15 protein-coding genes are annotated in these 15906 nt (G+C 62.5%); all 15 read right to left on the reverse strand.

Annotated elements, in window-relative coordinates:
- Positions 1–69: 69 nt before the first annotated feature.
- The 15 genes from GGR17_RS00005 to GGR17_RS00075 all read right to left on the reverse strand — a co-directional run bounded on the left by GGR17_RS00005 (position 70) and on the right by GGR17_RS00075 (position 15893).
- Positions 70–396: a YgjP-like metallopeptidase domain-containing protein gene (locus tag GGR17_RS00005; protein ID WP_235974386.1), complete on the reverse strand. Its 327-nt coding sequence runs from the start codon at positions 394–396 to the stop codon at positions 70–72.
- Positions 393–3608, reverse strand: coding sequence for a type I restriction endonuclease subunit R (locus GGR17_RS00010; protein ID WP_054538606.1), 3216 nt, complete (start codon positions 3606–3608; stop codon positions 393–395). Before GGR17_RS00010 ends, GGR17_RS00005 begins: the two co-directional genes overlap by 4 nt.
- Complete coding sequence (locus GGR17_RS00015) at positions 3605–4441, reverse strand: HAD family hydrolase (RefSeq protein ID WP_054538605.1); 837 nt, start codon at positions 4439–4441, stop codon at positions 3605–3607. Before GGR17_RS00015 ends, GGR17_RS00010 begins: the two co-directional genes overlap by 4 nt.
- A 52-nt stretch (positions 4442–4493) precedes the next feature.
- Positions 4494–4724 (reverse strand): DUF2188 domain-containing protein, encoded by a 231-nt coding sequence (locus GGR17_RS00020; RefSeq protein WP_054538604.1) that lies wholly within the window; start codon positions 4722–4724, stop codon positions 4494–4496.
- On the reverse strand, positions 4714–5961 hold the full coding sequence (locus GGR17_RS00025) for a restriction endonuclease subunit S (RefSeq protein WP_082386569.1): 1248 nt from the start codon (positions 5959–5961) through the stop codon (positions 4714–4716). The genes GGR17_RS00020 and GGR17_RS00025 overlap by 11 nt, the downstream gene beginning before the upstream one ends.
- Entirely contained in the window at positions 5954–7471 is a 1518-nt protein-coding gene (locus GGR17_RS00030) for a type I restriction-modification system subunit M (protein ID WP_054538602.1), read from the reverse strand. Before GGR17_RS00030 ends, GGR17_RS00025 begins: the two co-directional genes overlap by 8 nt.
- Positions 7468–8007: a restriction endonuclease subunit S domain-containing protein gene (locus GGR17_RS00035; RefSeq protein WP_235974387.1), complete on the reverse strand. Its 540-nt coding sequence runs from the start codon at positions 8005–8007 to the stop codon at positions 7468–7470. The genes GGR17_RS00030 and GGR17_RS00035 overlap by 4 nt, the downstream gene beginning before the upstream one ends.
- 174 nt (positions 8008–8181) lie before the next feature.
- A complete protein-coding gene (locus GGR17_RS00040; RefSeq protein ID WP_054538600.1) occupies positions 8182–8610 on the reverse strand; it encodes a ribbon-helix-helix protein, CopG family in 429 nt (142 codons plus the stop codon).
- Between the two features lie 10 nt (positions 8611–8620).
- Positions 8621–10609 (reverse strand): conjugal transfer protein TraG, encoded by a 1989-nt coding sequence (locus GGR17_RS00045; RefSeq protein WP_054538599.1) that lies wholly within the window; start codon positions 10607–10609, stop codon positions 8621–8623.
- Between the two features lie 16 nt (positions 10610–10625).
- On the reverse strand, positions 10626–12392 hold the full coding sequence (locus tag GGR17_RS00050) for a relaxase/mobilization nuclease domain-containing protein (RefSeq protein WP_054538598.1): 1767 nt from the start codon (positions 12390–12392) through the stop codon (positions 10626–10628).
- 247 nt (positions 12393–12639) lie between these two features.
- On the reverse strand, positions 12640–13227 hold the full coding sequence (locus tag GGR17_RS00055) for a lytic transglycosylase domain-containing protein (RefSeq protein WP_235974388.1): 588 nt from the start codon (positions 13225–13227) through the stop codon (positions 12640–12642).
- 159 nt (positions 13228–13386) lie between these two features.
- On the reverse strand, positions 13387–13722 hold the full coding sequence (locus GGR17_RS00060) for a DUF736 domain-containing protein (protein ID WP_054538596.1): 336 nt from the start codon (positions 13720–13722) through the stop codon (positions 13387–13389).
- A complete protein-coding gene (locus GGR17_RS00065) occupies positions 13706–14293 on the reverse strand; it encodes a S26 family signal peptidase (RefSeq protein WP_082386568.1) in 588 nt (195 codons plus the stop codon). The genes GGR17_RS00060 and GGR17_RS00065 overlap by 17 nt, the downstream gene beginning before the upstream one ends.
- Positions 14290–14808 carry a DUF2840 domain-containing protein gene (locus GGR17_RS00070; RefSeq protein ID WP_082386567.1) on the reverse strand — a complete coding sequence of 173 codons (519 nt, stop codon included), beginning with the start codon at positions 14806–14808 and terminating at the stop codon, positions 14290–14292. Before GGR17_RS00070 ends, GGR17_RS00065 begins: the two co-directional genes overlap by 4 nt.
- Positions 14805–15893 (reverse strand): replication initiator protein A, encoded by a 1089-nt coding sequence (locus GGR17_RS00075; RefSeq protein WP_082386566.1) that lies wholly within the window; start codon positions 15891–15893, stop codon positions 14805–14807. Before GGR17_RS00075 ends, GGR17_RS00070 begins: the two co-directional genes overlap by 4 nt.
- Between the last annotated feature and the right edge of the window lie 13 nt (positions 15894–15906).

The raw sequence follows: 15906 nt of genomic DNA on the forward strand, positions 1-15906 counted from the left end.
CCTCTACTTGGGATATGAAGCTATGATCTGTCATAGCTTCATGCTCTTACAGGCAGCCGGGTGGGTCGGTCAGACGGCCCTCGGCGGATGCTTACCATGCGGGACGACTTTCAGCCGATACTGGCGCCCGAGGTAGAGATGGGTCTCACCGGCGACAAACCTGCGCTCCGGTGTTCTTGGAAGGAACTGGGCGAAGTACCGCTGCTGCCGCGTCACCCATGCCGCGCGCTTCCGCAGCTTGGCTTCTATGGCGTCGAGCGTCGCGTCCTCCGGGGCCGCGATCACCACCGAAGCATCCGGCTCGACAGCGATCTCTAGCGTCTTCCTCGGACGGCGGACGATCTCGTACCGGATCTCCTGCTCGCCGTACTGCAGGCAGTGCAGTTCCCGCGTCATACCGCGAACCGGGCCCGAGCAAGATCCATGATCTTGAGTTCGAGATCGTCGAGCACCTGCACGGGCAGGTCGACGCCCCTCTCGTCACGCAGAACGTCGAAGAAGTAGTCATCGATAGCATTGCGCAGTTTGTTCTGGGCCACTTCGTTCGACCAGATGTCGACGATCAGTTGGGACTTGATGATGTCGATGATCTCCAGGGCGATGGATGCTGCTTCGTCGCCGGACACCGGCTCATCGTCCTTGATCTTGAGCTGACCTTCCAGGACGCCGAAGAACGCCTGTGCATCCTCATCGCCCCGGATGCTTTCGGGAACATCTCGGCCCCGATCCTTGCGTGCCACCTTGCTCGCGAGGTCCACGACGCTGTTCAGGTACTCGCGCTCGGAGAGCCGCTTCTCGCGATAGGCGCGAATGGTCTCTTCGAGCAGCTCGGAGAACTGTTTGTAGAACGTCGGGTCCTCATCCATCTTCTCGGTGATTGCCCGCCGGGTGGCGCTGGCGATGCGGTCCGCCCTCGAGGCTTCTGAGACGCCCGTCTCCTCGACGACCGCCTTCAGCGCATCAGGATCGTTGATGTTCACCACCTCGATGATGGTCTCGGCAGGCATCGCCACGACATGGTCATCAAGCAGCTTCTGGATCTTCGGCTCGAACTCGCGGACATCGACCGTCTCCTGGTAGCGGAGCTGGACCGAGCGCTTGAGTTCGGAGAACTGTTTCCAGTCGCGTTTCAGAGCATCGATCTTGGCCTCGTCGAAGACATCGAACAGCTTGTCCGACGAGAGCGATATGTGCAGGCATCGGCTGAAAGCCTTGAGGCGCGCGTAGAACTCATGGCGAAGCGACTCGTCGGCAAGGTGCTGCTCGAACTGCTCCATGTCCTTCTTGTTCCTGACCGGCTTGAACAGGTCCCAGAGCTGATCGTGCAGCTGGGGCAGCTTGCGGATCTCCTCGCGAACGTCATGCACCGTCTCGGCGAGGTCCGCCGCCTCGTACCCCTCGAATGCGCTATAGGTCGTCAGGGCGCTGTCGAGCTCGCCTAGCAGCCCTTCGTACTCGATGATGAAGCCGAACTGCTTCTCCGTGCCACCGTACTCGTAGAGGCGGTTTACGCGCGCAATCGCCTGCAGGAGGTTATGTTCCTTCAGGGACTTGCAGACGTAAAGGACCGTGTTACGGGGCGCGTCGAAGCCGGTGAGCAGCTTGGAAACGACGATCAGGATCTCCGGATCGCCGGAACCTTTGAATGCATCGATGATCTGGCGGTTGTAGTCCTCTTCGGTCTTGTGCCGTGCCATCATCTGCGACCAGAAGCGGCGCACGAGGTCCTTGGACTCTTGGTCGACCTCCTCGTTGCCCTCGTTCTCATCCGGCGGCGAGATGACGATCGCACTCGAGACGTGGCCGATCTCGTCGAGTACTTCCTTGAAGCGGACGGCGGCCGCCTTCGAGGGGGCAACGAGTTGTGCCTTGAAGCCAGTGCCCTGCCAGTGCTGGCGATAGTGCTCGGAGATGTCGAAAGCCTTGGCTCGAATGGCCTGGTCGGTCTTGGCCAAAGCGTCCATCCGAGAGAACTTCCGCTTCAGATCGCGCTTCTGGTTTTCGGTGAGGCCCTCGCTGATCTTCTCGAACCAGCGGTCGATTACGGCGCCCGAAACCTGCTGCTCGACAAGCCGTCCTTCGTATAGCAGCGGCACGACGGCACCGTCGGCAACTGCCTCGTCGATGGCGTAGCGGTGGATCAGCCGTCCGAAGGTCGACAGCGTGTTCTTCTCCTTCTTCAGCAGGGGCGTGCCGGTGAAACCGAGGTAGCAGGCTTTGGGCAGGAGGCGGCGCATTTTGGCGGCGAACTGGCTGTGGCCGCCGTAGCGCCCCGTCTGCGTCCTGTGGCTCTCGTCCACCAGCACGAAGATGTTGGGATCATCGTCCGCCAGCTTGCTGTTCTTCAGCGCCGTGTCGAACTTGTTGATGATCGTGGTGATCAGCGGAGTCTTGTTTTGGACGAGCTCGAGAAGGTGCGACCCACTCGTTGCGCGGGCCGGCTCAAGATCGCAGGACTTGAAGGTGTCCTTGATCTGCTTGTCGAGATCATCTCGGTCCGTGACGATGATAATGCGCGGGTTCTCGATGCTGCGCTCGAGCGCGAGTGAACGCCCCAGCATCACCATCGTCAGCGACTTGCCTGAGCCCTGTGTATGCCATATCACGCCGCCTTTGCGGGCGCCGCTGACGTCGTGCTGCTTGACCGTCTCGACCGCGCGGCGGATTCCGAAGAACTGCTGGTGGCGCGCGACCTTGCGAACGCCGCCATCGAATACCGTGAAGCGGCGGATGAGATCAAGCAGCCGCGCGGGTCGGCACAGCGCGTACACCGTCCGGTCTTGAACCGTGACCGCGCGGTCGCCCTCTGCCTCCATTGAGTCGAAGTAGACGCGCGCGTCGACGAAGTCGCCAGAAAAAATCGAGTCTTTTTCCGCCGCCGCAAGGACGCGGTTGACGAAAGGCGCGATGGCCTCGTCGGCGTCTTCCTCGTCGCGCCACTCGGCCCAGAATTTCGATTTGGTCCCGACCGTCGCATAGCGCGCGCTGTTGCGGTTCATAGAGACTAGCAGCTGGGCGAAGTGGAAGAGCTGCGGGATATTGTCTTCGTTCTGGTAGCCAATCAGTTGGCTGTCCGCCTTCTTCAGGCTTTCGGTCGGCCGCTTGTTTTCGATCACCAGGATTGGAACACCATTCACGAAGGCAACGATGTCGCAACGCTTGGTCTGGCTGGACGCGGTCCTCTCCACCGAAAACTCGGCAGTCACGTGGAAGACGTTGTTCTCAGGCTGGTCCCAGTCGATGTACCGAAATGAGTAGCTCTTTGAATCGCCGTCGATGGACTTCGTGATCGTCGTCCCGAGGACGAGCGTGTCGTAGATGTCCTGGTTCGTCCCACGAAGCCCCTTGAGACGGTCCGGCGTGGGTTTGAGCCGCCGCATCGCCTCGTGCGCGTCCTCGAGGTCAAATCCGTACTCACGGCCCCGATGCGTGAAGCGGTTGATGCGCATAAGCTGCTCGGCAAGGATATCGTCCAGAACCACGTTCCGCAGCCGACCGCCGCGCAGACGAAGCGCCTCTTCCTGCGAGAGCGGAGTGAATCCGAGCGCCACCAGAAGCTGCAGCGCCGGAACCTGGGACTGATGTTTCTCGGCGGCGTCGAAGGTCATGATTTCGGCCTGTATCCGTGCTCTCGCGCAATCCGACCGAGAATGCCCTTCACGATGATGTCGATTTGCGAATTTTCCTCGTAGTCAGCTGGAGCTACGAATTCGACGCGACCGTCCGAGATCAGCTTGTGAATCTTCTTGAGATCGCGATCCGTCCTGTCCGGATCGTATACGGCGACCGAATGCCCACCCTTGTGGGTAAGCATTTTCATTGTCGGAATGTCGGTGTCGCCGTCTCCTAGGAAGATCATCCGCTCGAATGGTATCGGGCGTTCGTCTTCGGGCATGTAGCTGTTGATGGAGACATTGTCCCAGTGGTTGTCGATGCCCTTGTTGATCCGGAACAGGTACTGGGTCTTGGTGGTGTAATTGATGCCGACCCCCGGCCACGCCGCCACGCCGTCGACGTAGATGAACTTTGAAGCGAATACCTGACGGAAAGCATCGCGGATCGCGCAGCCCTCAATCATCTCGTGGATGCCGGACGAGACAATGAAATGCTCGAGAACCAGCCCGCGCTCGCTAGCATGCGCGTTGATACGGTCAAACCACGATTTGTCCGCGAGCCCGGGGAACAGCGGGGCTTCCTCACCATTTCGTCTCAGGTCTTCAACCGTAACTTGAACGCCTTGCTCGCGCGCCTTGTCGAGCATCAGATGCATATAGACGAGGATTTCATCGGCATCGTGATCCCGCGTGCGCGCCTTCACCTCTGCCCAGAAATCTTCCTTGGTCATGCCGATGTTCGGAATGAAGCTCGTCTCCTGCAAATTGCCGCGGGCGAGCGTTCCGTCGAAATCGTAAATCAGTGCCGTCCGTTTCGGCTCGTCCATCGTCTATGCCCTCCTTCGGCAAATTGCTTCTTCAAATTCCTAGCGGCTGGCGTCAGCCCTTCGGCGGATACGGGTCCTTGCCATAGGTGTTCCTCTCACGGATTTTCCCGTCACGGCCCTTCAGGAAGGCTTCTCCTTTGGTCTCAGTCGCCTTCTCGCGCGAATGGGCCCAGGCATCGGACTGGGTATCGGTGACCTTACTGGCGCGCGTCGCGCCTTCGCGTTTGGATTCCCACTTCCCGTCCGGGCGCTGCTGGGTCCAATAGTTCTTCTTATCCGGCATGTTCGGCCTCCTCGGTGGTTGCTGAGATTTCGGTGTGGTCGAGCGGAACGCGCCATTCGCCTGTCAGCAGCTTCTGCATCAGGCCGCGCTTCTGGCGGGTGACCGCGTCGATTTCGCGCTCAGTTGCGGCGAGGTCGTCTCGCGCTGTGTTCAGGACGGTGGCGATAGCCTTCTGCTCGTCCAGTTCCGGCAGGGGCAGCTTCAGCGCGGCGAGGTCGTCGTAGTAGGTCCGCTGTCGCACACTGCCGGAGCCGCCGCTGTTGATGTAATGGGTCCACCAGGACGTCTTGCGCAGATGATCGAGGTAATCGGGATCGAGGCCGTCGGCATTACAGGCGAAGACGACGTAGTCAGGGCTGACAAGGACTTCCTCGTCGCGCACGTTCATCGCGATGGAGCCGACGTTGATGCGCATCGGGTTGTAGGCGAAAGCGCGCGGGGGAAGGCGTTTGTAGCGGCTGATGTCACCGGCGATGGTCTGCTCACGCATGGGCACGACACCTTGGGCCTTGGTGACGCCCATCACGTAGTCGCGTCCAAGCCCCTTTGCCCCATTTCGGGCGGTCAACTCATGGGTGATAGATGCAAGGCGTGTCGGCACCCAATTGCGGCGCTGGTCGTCGAGGCGCAGTTCGCCGAAAAGCATCGCGTAGCGAAGGGCACCCAGGCGCTTGTCCTTTGCAGCGCGGAGGGCGGTGAGCTTTTCGAGCGCCTCGTCCCAGGTCTGCAGGATCTCGGCGATCTTGCGCTGTTCGGGAAGTGGTGGTGCCAGAACCGGAAGGTCAGAAATGATCTCAGTATTCAAATTGAGCATCGTTTGGCCAACGGCATTGGCCTCTAGCCAGTCAATTACAGCCTTTTGATTCAAATACGTGATTAGAAATTTCGGGTCAGTTCCGGATGTCAGGCGGGCTCTCAAGCAACCTGTACCGCACAACCATCCACCTTGCTCATCGTCAACCAGTGCAATGCGGCTCAAGTCACCTCGGCGTGGGAACAAGATGTCGCCCGTTTCAAGTTTGTGCTTCTTCAGCTTTTCAGCCTTGGTCTTCGGAACACGATTTATCTGCGTCGAAACAATTCTTCCTGCCAAGATATCGCGAGGCATAACCACAGGAACCCCATCAGGGTCTTCAGTGTATTCCTCTGCTTTGAGCTGGCTGCCGAACGGACCGATTTGTAGGCCCTTTTCTTTGGTCAGCTCTATCAGGGAAAGGTGTTGCCATCCCTCAAGCATCAACGCCGAGCTCCTTCAGGTACCCGGCCATCTTCGCCCGCACATCCGCCAGTTCGGCCTCGATCCGCAGGATGTCCTTCTGCACGGCGACGACGTCGATCTCCTCCTCGGGCTCGAAGGTGTCGACATAGCGGGGGATGTTGAGGTTGTAGCCGTTCTCGGCGATCTCCTCTGGGCTCGCCCGATGCGAATACCGCTCGACCTCGGCGCGGGTGGCGTAGGTCTCCAGCACCTTGGCCACGTGTGCCTCGTCCATCACGTTCTGGGTCTTGCCCGGCGTGAACTCCTTGCTGGCGTCGATGAACAGCACATCGCGCCGGTCCGCGTTCGCGCCGTCTTCCTCGCGCGAGCGGTCGAAGATCAGGATGGCAACCGGGATCCCCGTGGTGGTGAACAGGTTGGCGGGCAGGCCGACGACGGCGTCGAGCAGGTTCTCCTCGATCAGCTGCTGGCGGATGCGCCCCTCGGCCCCGCCCCGGAACAGCACGCCATGCGGGACGATCACCGCGACGCGTCCGGACTGCCGCTTGGCGATCTCGATCATGTGGGTGATGAAGGCGTAGTCGCCCTTGGACTTGGGCGGCACACCGCGCCAGAAGCGCTTGTACTGATCGCTGTCCGCATCCTCCGCACCCCACTTGTCGAGCGAGAAAGGCGGATTCGCGAGCACCACATCGAAACGCATGAGGTGATCGCCCTCAACCAGCGTCGGGCTGTTCAGCGTGTCGCACCATTCGATGCGGGCCGCGTCCTTGGCGTGCAAGAACATGTTCATGCGGGCCAGTGCCCAAGTCGCGCCGTTCACCTCCTGCCCGTAGAGGGCGAAGTTTTCGGACCCGACTTCCTGTGATGCCTGAATAAGCAGAGAGCCCGACCCACATGCCGGATCGCAAATGGTATCGCCGGGCTGAGGCGCGGCCAGCTTGGCCAGCAGACCGGAAACAGCGGTCGGGGTATAGAATTCGCCCGCCTTCTTACCGGCGTCCGAGGCGAAGCGGGAAATCAGGTAGATGTAGCACTCGCCGATGATGTCCTCGGTCACCCGCGACGGGCGCAGGTCGAGGGCGGGCTTGGCAAAGTCCTCAAGCATGTTCTTGAGGCGGCGGTTGCGATCCTTCGGGCGGCCGAGATTGGCCTCGGAATTGAAGTCGATATTGCGGAAGACGCCCTCGAGCTTCGCGCGGTTCGCGTCTTCGATCTTTTCAAGCGCGATATTGATCAGCTCGCCGATGTTGGGCTCGTTTCGCTGCGCATAGAGATCGTAGAAGCTGGCACCCTCGGGCAGGATGAAGCGTTCACGTTCCAACCGCCGACGGATGCGCGCATCATCGTCCCCGTATTGCTTGCGGTAGGTCTCGATATGATCATTCCAGAGGTCCGAAATGTACTTCAGGAACAACATCACGAGGATGTAGTCCTTGTACTGACCGGCATCGACGGCGCCCCGGAAGGTGTCGCAAGCCGCCCAGGCGGTCTGGTTGATTTGCTGCTGGGTAACCTGATCAGTCATTGGACGAGTTCCTTTTGACGAGCATCGCGCGCGCGCTCAGCAAGAATGATGGAGGACAATTGTTCGCGGCGGTCGGCCAGATCGCGAAGCAGTGATCCCTCGCGCTTCGCCAGCTTGTGGACCGAAACGATAAGGGATTGGGTTTGGAGGTCCGGCAATGGAACCTCCAGTTGCTCGAGCACGGCTTTCGGAATCATGCGCATGTTTGTGCCCTGCGCCTCTGAATCGAAGTACCGCTGCGCTTGAGGCTGGTTGATCACCCAAGCGAGGTAATCCGGCAGCACAAATTCGACTTTGGGACGCAGGATGACGAGCGGCAAGGTGATCGCCACTGGCTCAGTAAGCTTGTGACTCACGACGGCAGCTGCGTTGGGTGCACCACGTGATCTGAAGATGACTTCGCCGCCGCGTACCATGTAGCGCTCTGGCAAGTCATCGAGCACATACCTCAGGAGCTTATCGGCCGTGAGATCGACATCGGCATGAACGTCGCGCATCTGAATGGCGAGAGTGCCGCCAGCTTCAGCAACATCCATGCGCCCTCTGGCTGTATAGCCCGTACTCAGGTCGCAAACCCTGCCAAGCCTTGATTCTTGAAAGCTCTGTATCATACGTACAGAGATAGCAACGAGATCTCGCGAAGTCAAAGTATGCTTGCAGTATTTTCGTTACTGCGATTTTTCTGAGCGTATGGGCACCGGGTTTGTGCATCAGTCCGTTGGTTGGGTTCCACCATTCAGATCATGATCCCCAGTGAGCTCATCTGCAAACCACCTTCCCTTCTGCACCCGCTTGCCCAGCGTCTCGACGAAGCCATCAAACCGTTCGCGCCCTTTGGCCTGTGCAGCAGCCTGCTGCTCCGGCGCGACCGGCGGCGTGATGGTGAGCCAGAAGCGGACGAAGAGCGCGAGGGTCTCGGTCGTGATCCGCTGATCACGTTCGAGACGGGCGACATGCCGTGAGAGGCGGTCGAGGCGGCGCGTCAGGGCGGCCTCCTGCATGTCGGCATGATCGGGAGACAGGAAGGATTCGACCGCGGCCTCCACGATGGCGGAACGGGTCACCCGTTTACGGTCGGCGATGTCGTTGATCCGGCCGATGAGTTCGGCTGGCAGGGACAGGTTGAGGCGGTCGCGCATGGGTCAGTCCTCAAAGATCGATGCCATCGTTTCGGTCCATTGAGGCCTGTCGGGCCACCTGCCCCATCTGCTTGCGCAGGGCTTGCCTTTGCCGCGCGGCCTCTTCCGGTTCGTCATCGAGCATCATCTCGAATTCTCGCGCCGGTTCAGCCGTCTTTTCCGAGGCTACGGCCACATGCTCAGCCAAGTCCGGTTCCCGACGCAGGCCTGCGTTCGCTTCATCGGCATTGGCTGACGGCGCCGACGCGCCCGTCGGTGTATCGGCTCCGATTATCGGGAGTGATGACCATGGATCATCCTGTATCGCCGGATCGCCTTGCTGTGGTTCTGGTGTAGGCACCACGCGATCAACAAACCTCTGGTCCTTGAAATACCGCGCCTTCTTCGCCCGGATCGGCGGCGACCCCGCGACCATGACGATCTCGTCGTCGGGCGGCAGCTGCATGATCTCGCCCGGGGTCAGCAACTGGCGCGCGGTCTCGGAGCGCGAGACCATGAGGTGACCCAGCCAGGGCGCCAGCCGGTGCCCGGCATAATTGCGCATCGCCTTCATCTCGGTTGCCGTGCCGAGCGCATCCGACACGCGCTTGGCGGTCCGTTCGTCATTGGTCGCGAAGCTCACCCGGACATGGCAGTTGTCGAGAATGGCGTTGTTCTGTCCGTAAGCTTTCTCGATCTGGTTCAAGGATTGGGCGATCAGAAAGCTCTTGATCCCGTAGCCGGCCATGAAGGCCAGTGCGCTTTCAAAAAAGTCGAGCCGCCCGAGCGCCGGGAATTCATCCAGCATCATCAGCACGCGATGGCGGCGACGCGTGTCCTTCAGGTCCTCGGTCAGGCGGCGACCGATCTGGTTCAGGACCAATCGGATCAGCGGCTTGGTACGGGATATGTCCGATGGCGGCACGACGAGGTAGAGGGTCGTCGGTTGGTCCGCGCCAATGAGATCGTCAATGCGCCAGTCGCAGCGCCGGGTCACATGGGCGACGACGGGGTCACGGTAGAGGCCGAGGAAGGACATGGCCGTCGACAGAACGCCCGAGCGTTCGTTGTCGGACTTGTTCAGAAGCTCCCGCGCCGTGGAGGCGATCACGGGATGCGGCCCCGCCTCGCCCAGGTGGTGCGCTGCCATCATGGCCTCGAGGGTCTGCTCGATCGGGCGGCGCGGGTCGGACAGGAAGGCCGCGACGCCCGCGAGGGTCTTGTCGCGTTCGGCATAGAGCACATGCAGGATCGCGCCAACCAGCAGTGAGTGCGAGGTCTTTTCCCAATGGTTGCGCTTTTCCAGCGAGCCTTCGGGGTCGACCAGCACGTCGGCCACGTTCTGTACGTCTCGGACCTCCCACTCACCCCGGCGGACTTTGAGCAGCGGGTTGTAGGCCGCAGAGGTCATGCTGGTCGGATCGAAGCGCAGCACCCGTCCATGGCGTGCGCGGAACCCGGCCGTCAGGTCCCAGTTCTCGCCCTTGATGTCGTGGACGATGGCGGAGCCTGGCCAGGTCAGGAGCGACGGAACCACGAGCCCCACCCCCTTGCCTGACCGGGTCGGCGCGAAGCAGAGCACATGCTCTGGCCCATCATGTCGCAGGTAATCGTGATCCAACTTGCCCAGCACGACACCATCGGAGCCGAGCAGCCCGGCAGCCTCAACCTCGGACCTGTTCGCCCAGCGGGCTGAGCCATAAGTGTCGACATCGGCGGCCTCGCGGGCGCGGATGACGGACATGGTGATGGCCACGGCGATGGAGATGAACCCACCCGAGGCCGCGATCGCGCCGCCCTCCCAGAACACCGTTCGCGCATAGGCGTCGTAGAAATACCACCACCAGAAGAAGGCGGGCGGCGGGTAGATCGGCATGCCGAAGGCCTCGAACCACGGGCTGCCCAGCTGCGCCTGAAACCCCAGCCGCCAGGCCACCCATTGCGTCGCGCCCCAGGTTGTCGTGAGCACGATCAGGAAGACGGCGAGGATCTGGCCCCAGAGGATTTTCGTAGCGGTCATGGTCAGGGTCCTTTCGTCAGATGCCGAGCCCGCGCTTGCGCCCGAGGCTCCAATCGATCCCGCCTCCGTTGCGCGCGATCCCTGTGATGTGCTGGCCGAGGCGGGGCTCGATTTCGCCGGACCAAGGGACGAGCTGGAAACTGCGCCCGCCGTCAGGGCCGATGCCTTCGATCATCGCGTATCGGCCCGAGGACAGGCGCAGCTGGCGGGTGTAGGTGCCGGACACATGCTCGCCAGTCTTCGAAGGGCGATGCTGGAGGCCTGTTTCGGCCTCAAGCGTCTGGCCCACGGCATCGAGTTCACGGCGCCGCAGGGTGGCGAGAAGATTTCGTTGAAGGATGATCCGCTGTCCCTGCCTTTGAGCCAGCCCCTCGTCTGCCAGATGCACGGCGCGGGCATCGAGCGCGTCCCGCACCTCCGCGCCGAACCCGCCCATCGCGAGCGGCATCCGGGATCGTTCGACGAGCCGGTGATCGAGCCAGGTCGCGCCGGGCGCGGTGACCTGGCCTTGCAGGTCGAGATCGGAGCGGTTGGCCAGGACAAGCGTCGGGCGCGGATCGTCCGGACCGCCGAAGCGGCGTACCTCGACGATGCCGCCCGGCGCAGGCGCGTGATCGAAGGCGTCGAGACCGCGAAAGCGGACATGATGCGCGCGTCCGTCCGTGCCGTCGATCACGGCATAGGCGGTGCCGGACTGCTCGTCATGCAATCCGGTTGTGACCAGCCGCCCGATGATCGGGTCCCTTGCCCCGCCCCCGTCGATGGCGAAGTCCGAGAAGCCGCGGTCCTGCCCGCGCTCGGCAAAGGCCCGGTGCATCGTCTTGATGATGTCGCCGCGTTCACCCAGATCGCGGAGCGTGCGCTCCGCCTCGAGCCCCAGCATCCATTCACCGGTTCGGCCTTCCGACGCGAGACCGAGTTTCCGAAGGTGCTGAAGTCGACCGATCATCAACCGGCGGATTTGCGAATCCTCGGGTCCGGGTGCTGAGGGCCGCAAATCAATGAAGCCGAGATCGTCGGCATGCTGGCGCAGCTCTCGGTCGAGGCGCGTCCAGCGTTCAGCCGTGACCTCCCGTTCGAGGGCCTGCCGGATTTCGTGCTCCGGCTTGGGCCCGAGTTCCAGCGCGACCAGATCCTCAGCACGGGACCGCAGCCCGCTGCTGATGTAGTCGCGCGCGATGACGAGATCGCCGCCACGATCATCCACGCCGCGAACGATCAGATGCACATGCGGATTGTCGGTGTTCCAGTGGTCGACAGCGACCCAGTCGAGCCGCGTTCCGAGATCGACCTCCATCCGGCGCGCAAGGTCGCGGGTGAAGCCGCGCACGTCCTCCATCTCTGCCGCATCCTCGGGCGAGATGATGAAACGGAAATGGTGCCGGTCGTCCTCACATCGAGCCGCGAAGTCGGATCCGTTTAGACCGTCGGTTTCGGCATCGAAGAGCAGCCCCCTCTCCCCGTACCGGCTGACCCCGTCGCGACGCAGGTAGGCGAGATGGGTCGAGAGCGGTGCCGCGCGAAAGGCCCGGCCCTTGTGGCGGGCAATGCGCGCAGCAACCATGACCCGGCGCGATGATGAGAAAAGCCGCGATCTACCAAATCGGCCTTGCCCGCGCCCGAAGCTCGAATGGCTTCGCTGTTTGCCGCTTGGCCGCGTTGAAACGTGGCCAGCCTTGTGGGCCGCCCTCAGCACCTGGTCGACGAAGGCTTTCGGACGCGGGGCGCGCGTGCTGCGCGGCTTACCCGGCCTGATCCGGAATTCGCGCTCGGGTTCGGTCATTCGAAGACCCTCCCGTTGTTCGGAACGCCCCTGTGCATGCCGGAGCATTGAAATCGCAGGAAAAATCTCGGAAACCTGCACACGACCGACCGCCATGCACGCGAAAACGCCAGTCCTGTCAGGGACTTGCGGCATTCGTGGCATGCCCTTTTATCTTGCGCATCTCCCTTCCCGCCCGCTGTCCGAGCACGCCCTGCCGCCGACTCTACGACACGGCCCGCCAGAGCCCGCAAAACCGCGATCACGCTCATGGCAGTGTCTCCACGCCGGGCCGGACAACGAAAATGCCGGAATTGGGGCCGACCGGACCCGTTTCGCGGGGCGGTCGATCTGCATCCGGGCTGCCGCCATTTTGTTGTGGATGATCCGCCGATCTGTCGGTGAACAGCGCCGCCTCTCGCCAATCGGCGACGGTTGCGCGGTTCGGCAGCGGCGCCGTTCCGTCCATGCGCGGGGCCAGCATCGCGACATAGGCGCGGGTTTCGGCGGGCAGCGGACGGCCCTCCGAGAGGTATGCATCGTACCGCCCTGGCCCCGCATTGTAGGCGGCAAGCATGCCGCCGACGGTGCCATAGCGATCAAGCATGGCGCGCAGATAGGCTGTGCCCGCGAGGATGTTGTCGCGCGGACCGAACGGGTCCGCGCCGAGACCGTGGTCCTGCCGTAAGACGGCCCATGTTCCGGGCATGACCTGCATCAGCCCCATGGCCCCGGCCCGGCTGACGACGCCCGGATCGCCTGCGCTTTCGACCTGCATTACGGCACGGATCCAGTGCTCCGGGATCGCGAAGCGCGCAGAGGCTTCGGCAATGGCGGCCGTATAGGGATCGCGCATCGGATCGCGTAGAACGGTCGGTGCTTCCGCGAGAGCCTGACCGCTGACCGGCCCCGTCGCGGCAAGGCCGGAAAGAAGAAACGCAGCGAAGACATGAACGATGCGGGGTCGCTCAACCGTTCTCCGATTGCTGCGCTTTTGGCTGATCGGCGACATCGCTCACGCCGCCCCGTTGCGCTTCGGCGCACGGGTCCATTGCAGCGACCAGACCGAGCTCTCGCCGTTGCGGAAAAGGTTCGCGCGGATCGGTTGCGCCAGCATCGGATCGTCGATCAGCACCGAGAAATACTCCCCGGCCTTCTCCCCGGTGCGCGCCCAGGCCGCGCCGATTTCACGGGCGAGGTCGCCGTCACCGTGAAACAGGCGGTAGTCGGGTGCGTTCTCGACTTCGGTCGGCTCGGCCTTGCTCAGAGTGATCTCGAGGTCGAGTGTGAGTGTTCGGACGTAGCCGGCAAAACCGGATTTCGTGCGGGTGAATTCACCGATCTGGGGCATGGCGTGCCTCCTTTCTGTTGTTGTGCGGTGTGGGATCCGGATGCGCCGACCCTGCGATGGCACCGTCGACGGTCCAAAGCGGCGTTAGCCGGGCGGTGATCGCGGTACGGGGCAAGGGGCCGAAATACCGCCCGTCGAGGCTATCCGGCGCATCCGGGTTCATGAGGAAGACTTCGCCAGCGCCTAGCCGATGACAGCCTTGCCAGATAGGCAGGTCGCGGCGGTTCCGGTCCTGCGCGAAGGCATGGCCAAGAAGGACGTAGTCGACGATGATCCGGTCACCCGAGCGGCAGACTAACGCTCCTTCAAGCGCAACGACATGCTTGAGCAGCGGCACGCCGCGCGGCAGGTAATCCCGCGCTTCGAGATAGTCCGAAAGCGCCGGAGGCGGCTGAACGGCCACCAGATCGCCGATGGTCACGGCATCGGCGGGCAGAGCGCGATAGAGCCCGATGGGAATACTCGCGCTGGCATTCCACAGCACGCGCGGCGACCAGGTAGCAAAGGCGGGCAGGACGATCAGGGTGACCGACAGGGTCGTCGCCCAGACGGGGATGTGCCGCGCTTTCATGGCCCGAGGCTCCGCCGCTTGAGCCAGGCCCGGTGCTGGAAACGCGTATAGGCATGGCCCGGTTGCGCGGCGGCCAGGCGATTGTGCAGGTGCCGCCAGTAGTCCGGTGACACATCCGCCGGATCGATGCCGAGCGCCTTGATGGCGTCGACAGCCTGCAACACGCGCTCAACCTTGGGCCAGCCATGGGTGGAGAGCAGCAAGGTCCCTCCCGGCCACATATAGGGCAGCGTTTGCATGGGGGTTCCGGGCCGTGCGGCCCTCAGGATGTCGAAGCGCGAGAGGACCGTGCCATAGGCGTTGGCCGCCCAACGATTGACCCCGAAGACGGCGCCTGGCGCGAAGCCGAAGCGGCGCCGGTGATGATCAATGCGCTCTTCGCAGACTGGATGACCGAAGCGGACCCACTGTTCGATCTGGCCCTCTTTCCAGGTCAGCTCGACGAAGGTCAGGTCGCCTGCGCTACCGATACTCTGTGCATCAACGTGGCGCGGTTCGGAGCGGATCGGGCTCATGTCGTCGTCCTCCTCGACGTGCCGAGAGGTCGCTCGGGCCTGTCATTCCGAGGGCCCGTGTCGAGGGATTGAGTACGTCCGCGTGCGGGCTTGTCCCCAGCGAGGGCAGCGCAACAAGAGTTAGATTCTGAGTTAGAGTCTAAGTTACGGCCCCGAATTCTGTCTTCTTTTGAGATGGATGAACCTGAACCGGGTTCCCAATAGCACGAGGGTCCGGTTCCCGATGGCACGATACCGGGGGTTCCCGATGGCACGAGCCCGTCCACAGCGTGTCCACAGGGCTCGAAGGCGAGCAGTCGTCGCCCCCGCGCCTCGATCTCGAGCGCCAGGCGATAGCCCGGCAGGGGCTGGCGGCGGATGATCTGCCGCAGTTCGAACGCGAACCGTTTGAAGGGTGACAGGCTGCCGGATTTGACGTGAAGGTGCCGGAGTTCGAACCGCCACCCTGCCCTTTGGCGGCCGCCATGCTTGCGCACCAGCCGGTATAGCCAACGATCGAGGCCACCGGTCAGGTCGAAGTAGGCGCGGTCGATGGTCAGGATCAGCGCGTCATCGAGGACCGCCCGGTAGAACCAGTCCGGCACGATCAGCTCGATCCCGTCGGGGCGGCCGCTGGCATCGGTCCGTTCCTGCCACTCGTTGATCCAGGAGAACCGGTGACGACGTCCTTCGGCGGGCTGGCGGATCGAGGTGCAGACCGTCGTTGATTGCAGCCGGTCCAGCGCGGCCTTCAACCGATGATAATCGCGGGCCGAAGTGCCCCGACCGATGAAGGTGAGAATTTGGTAAGGCGTCGCCGCCATGAGCCGCGATGTGCGAAGCCCGGCGTCGCGCGCCTCGACGATCTGACTGGCCGCCCAGATCAGGATATCGGCGTCCCAGATCGTGGCCATCCCATGATCGGCCACGGCCTCGACGCGGATTTCAACACCGCCCGCCGCGAACTCGATGGGCCGGGTGCGATGGCTCTTGGACAAGGAAAAGAAGGGAAAGGACATGAGATCCTGCGCGTCCCGCACGGCGAATTCGCCCGGGAGGGCATGGAACAGATCGAGTTGGCCGCGTTCTGATGCGTTGCGGGACATTGGAGCTGCCTCG

Source organism: Actibacterium naphthalenivorans (genome assembly GCF_014196965.1).
Classification (GTDB): Bacteria; Pseudomonadota; Alphaproteobacteria; order Rhodobacterales; family Rhodobacteraceae; genus Actibacterium_A; species Actibacterium_A naphthalenivorans.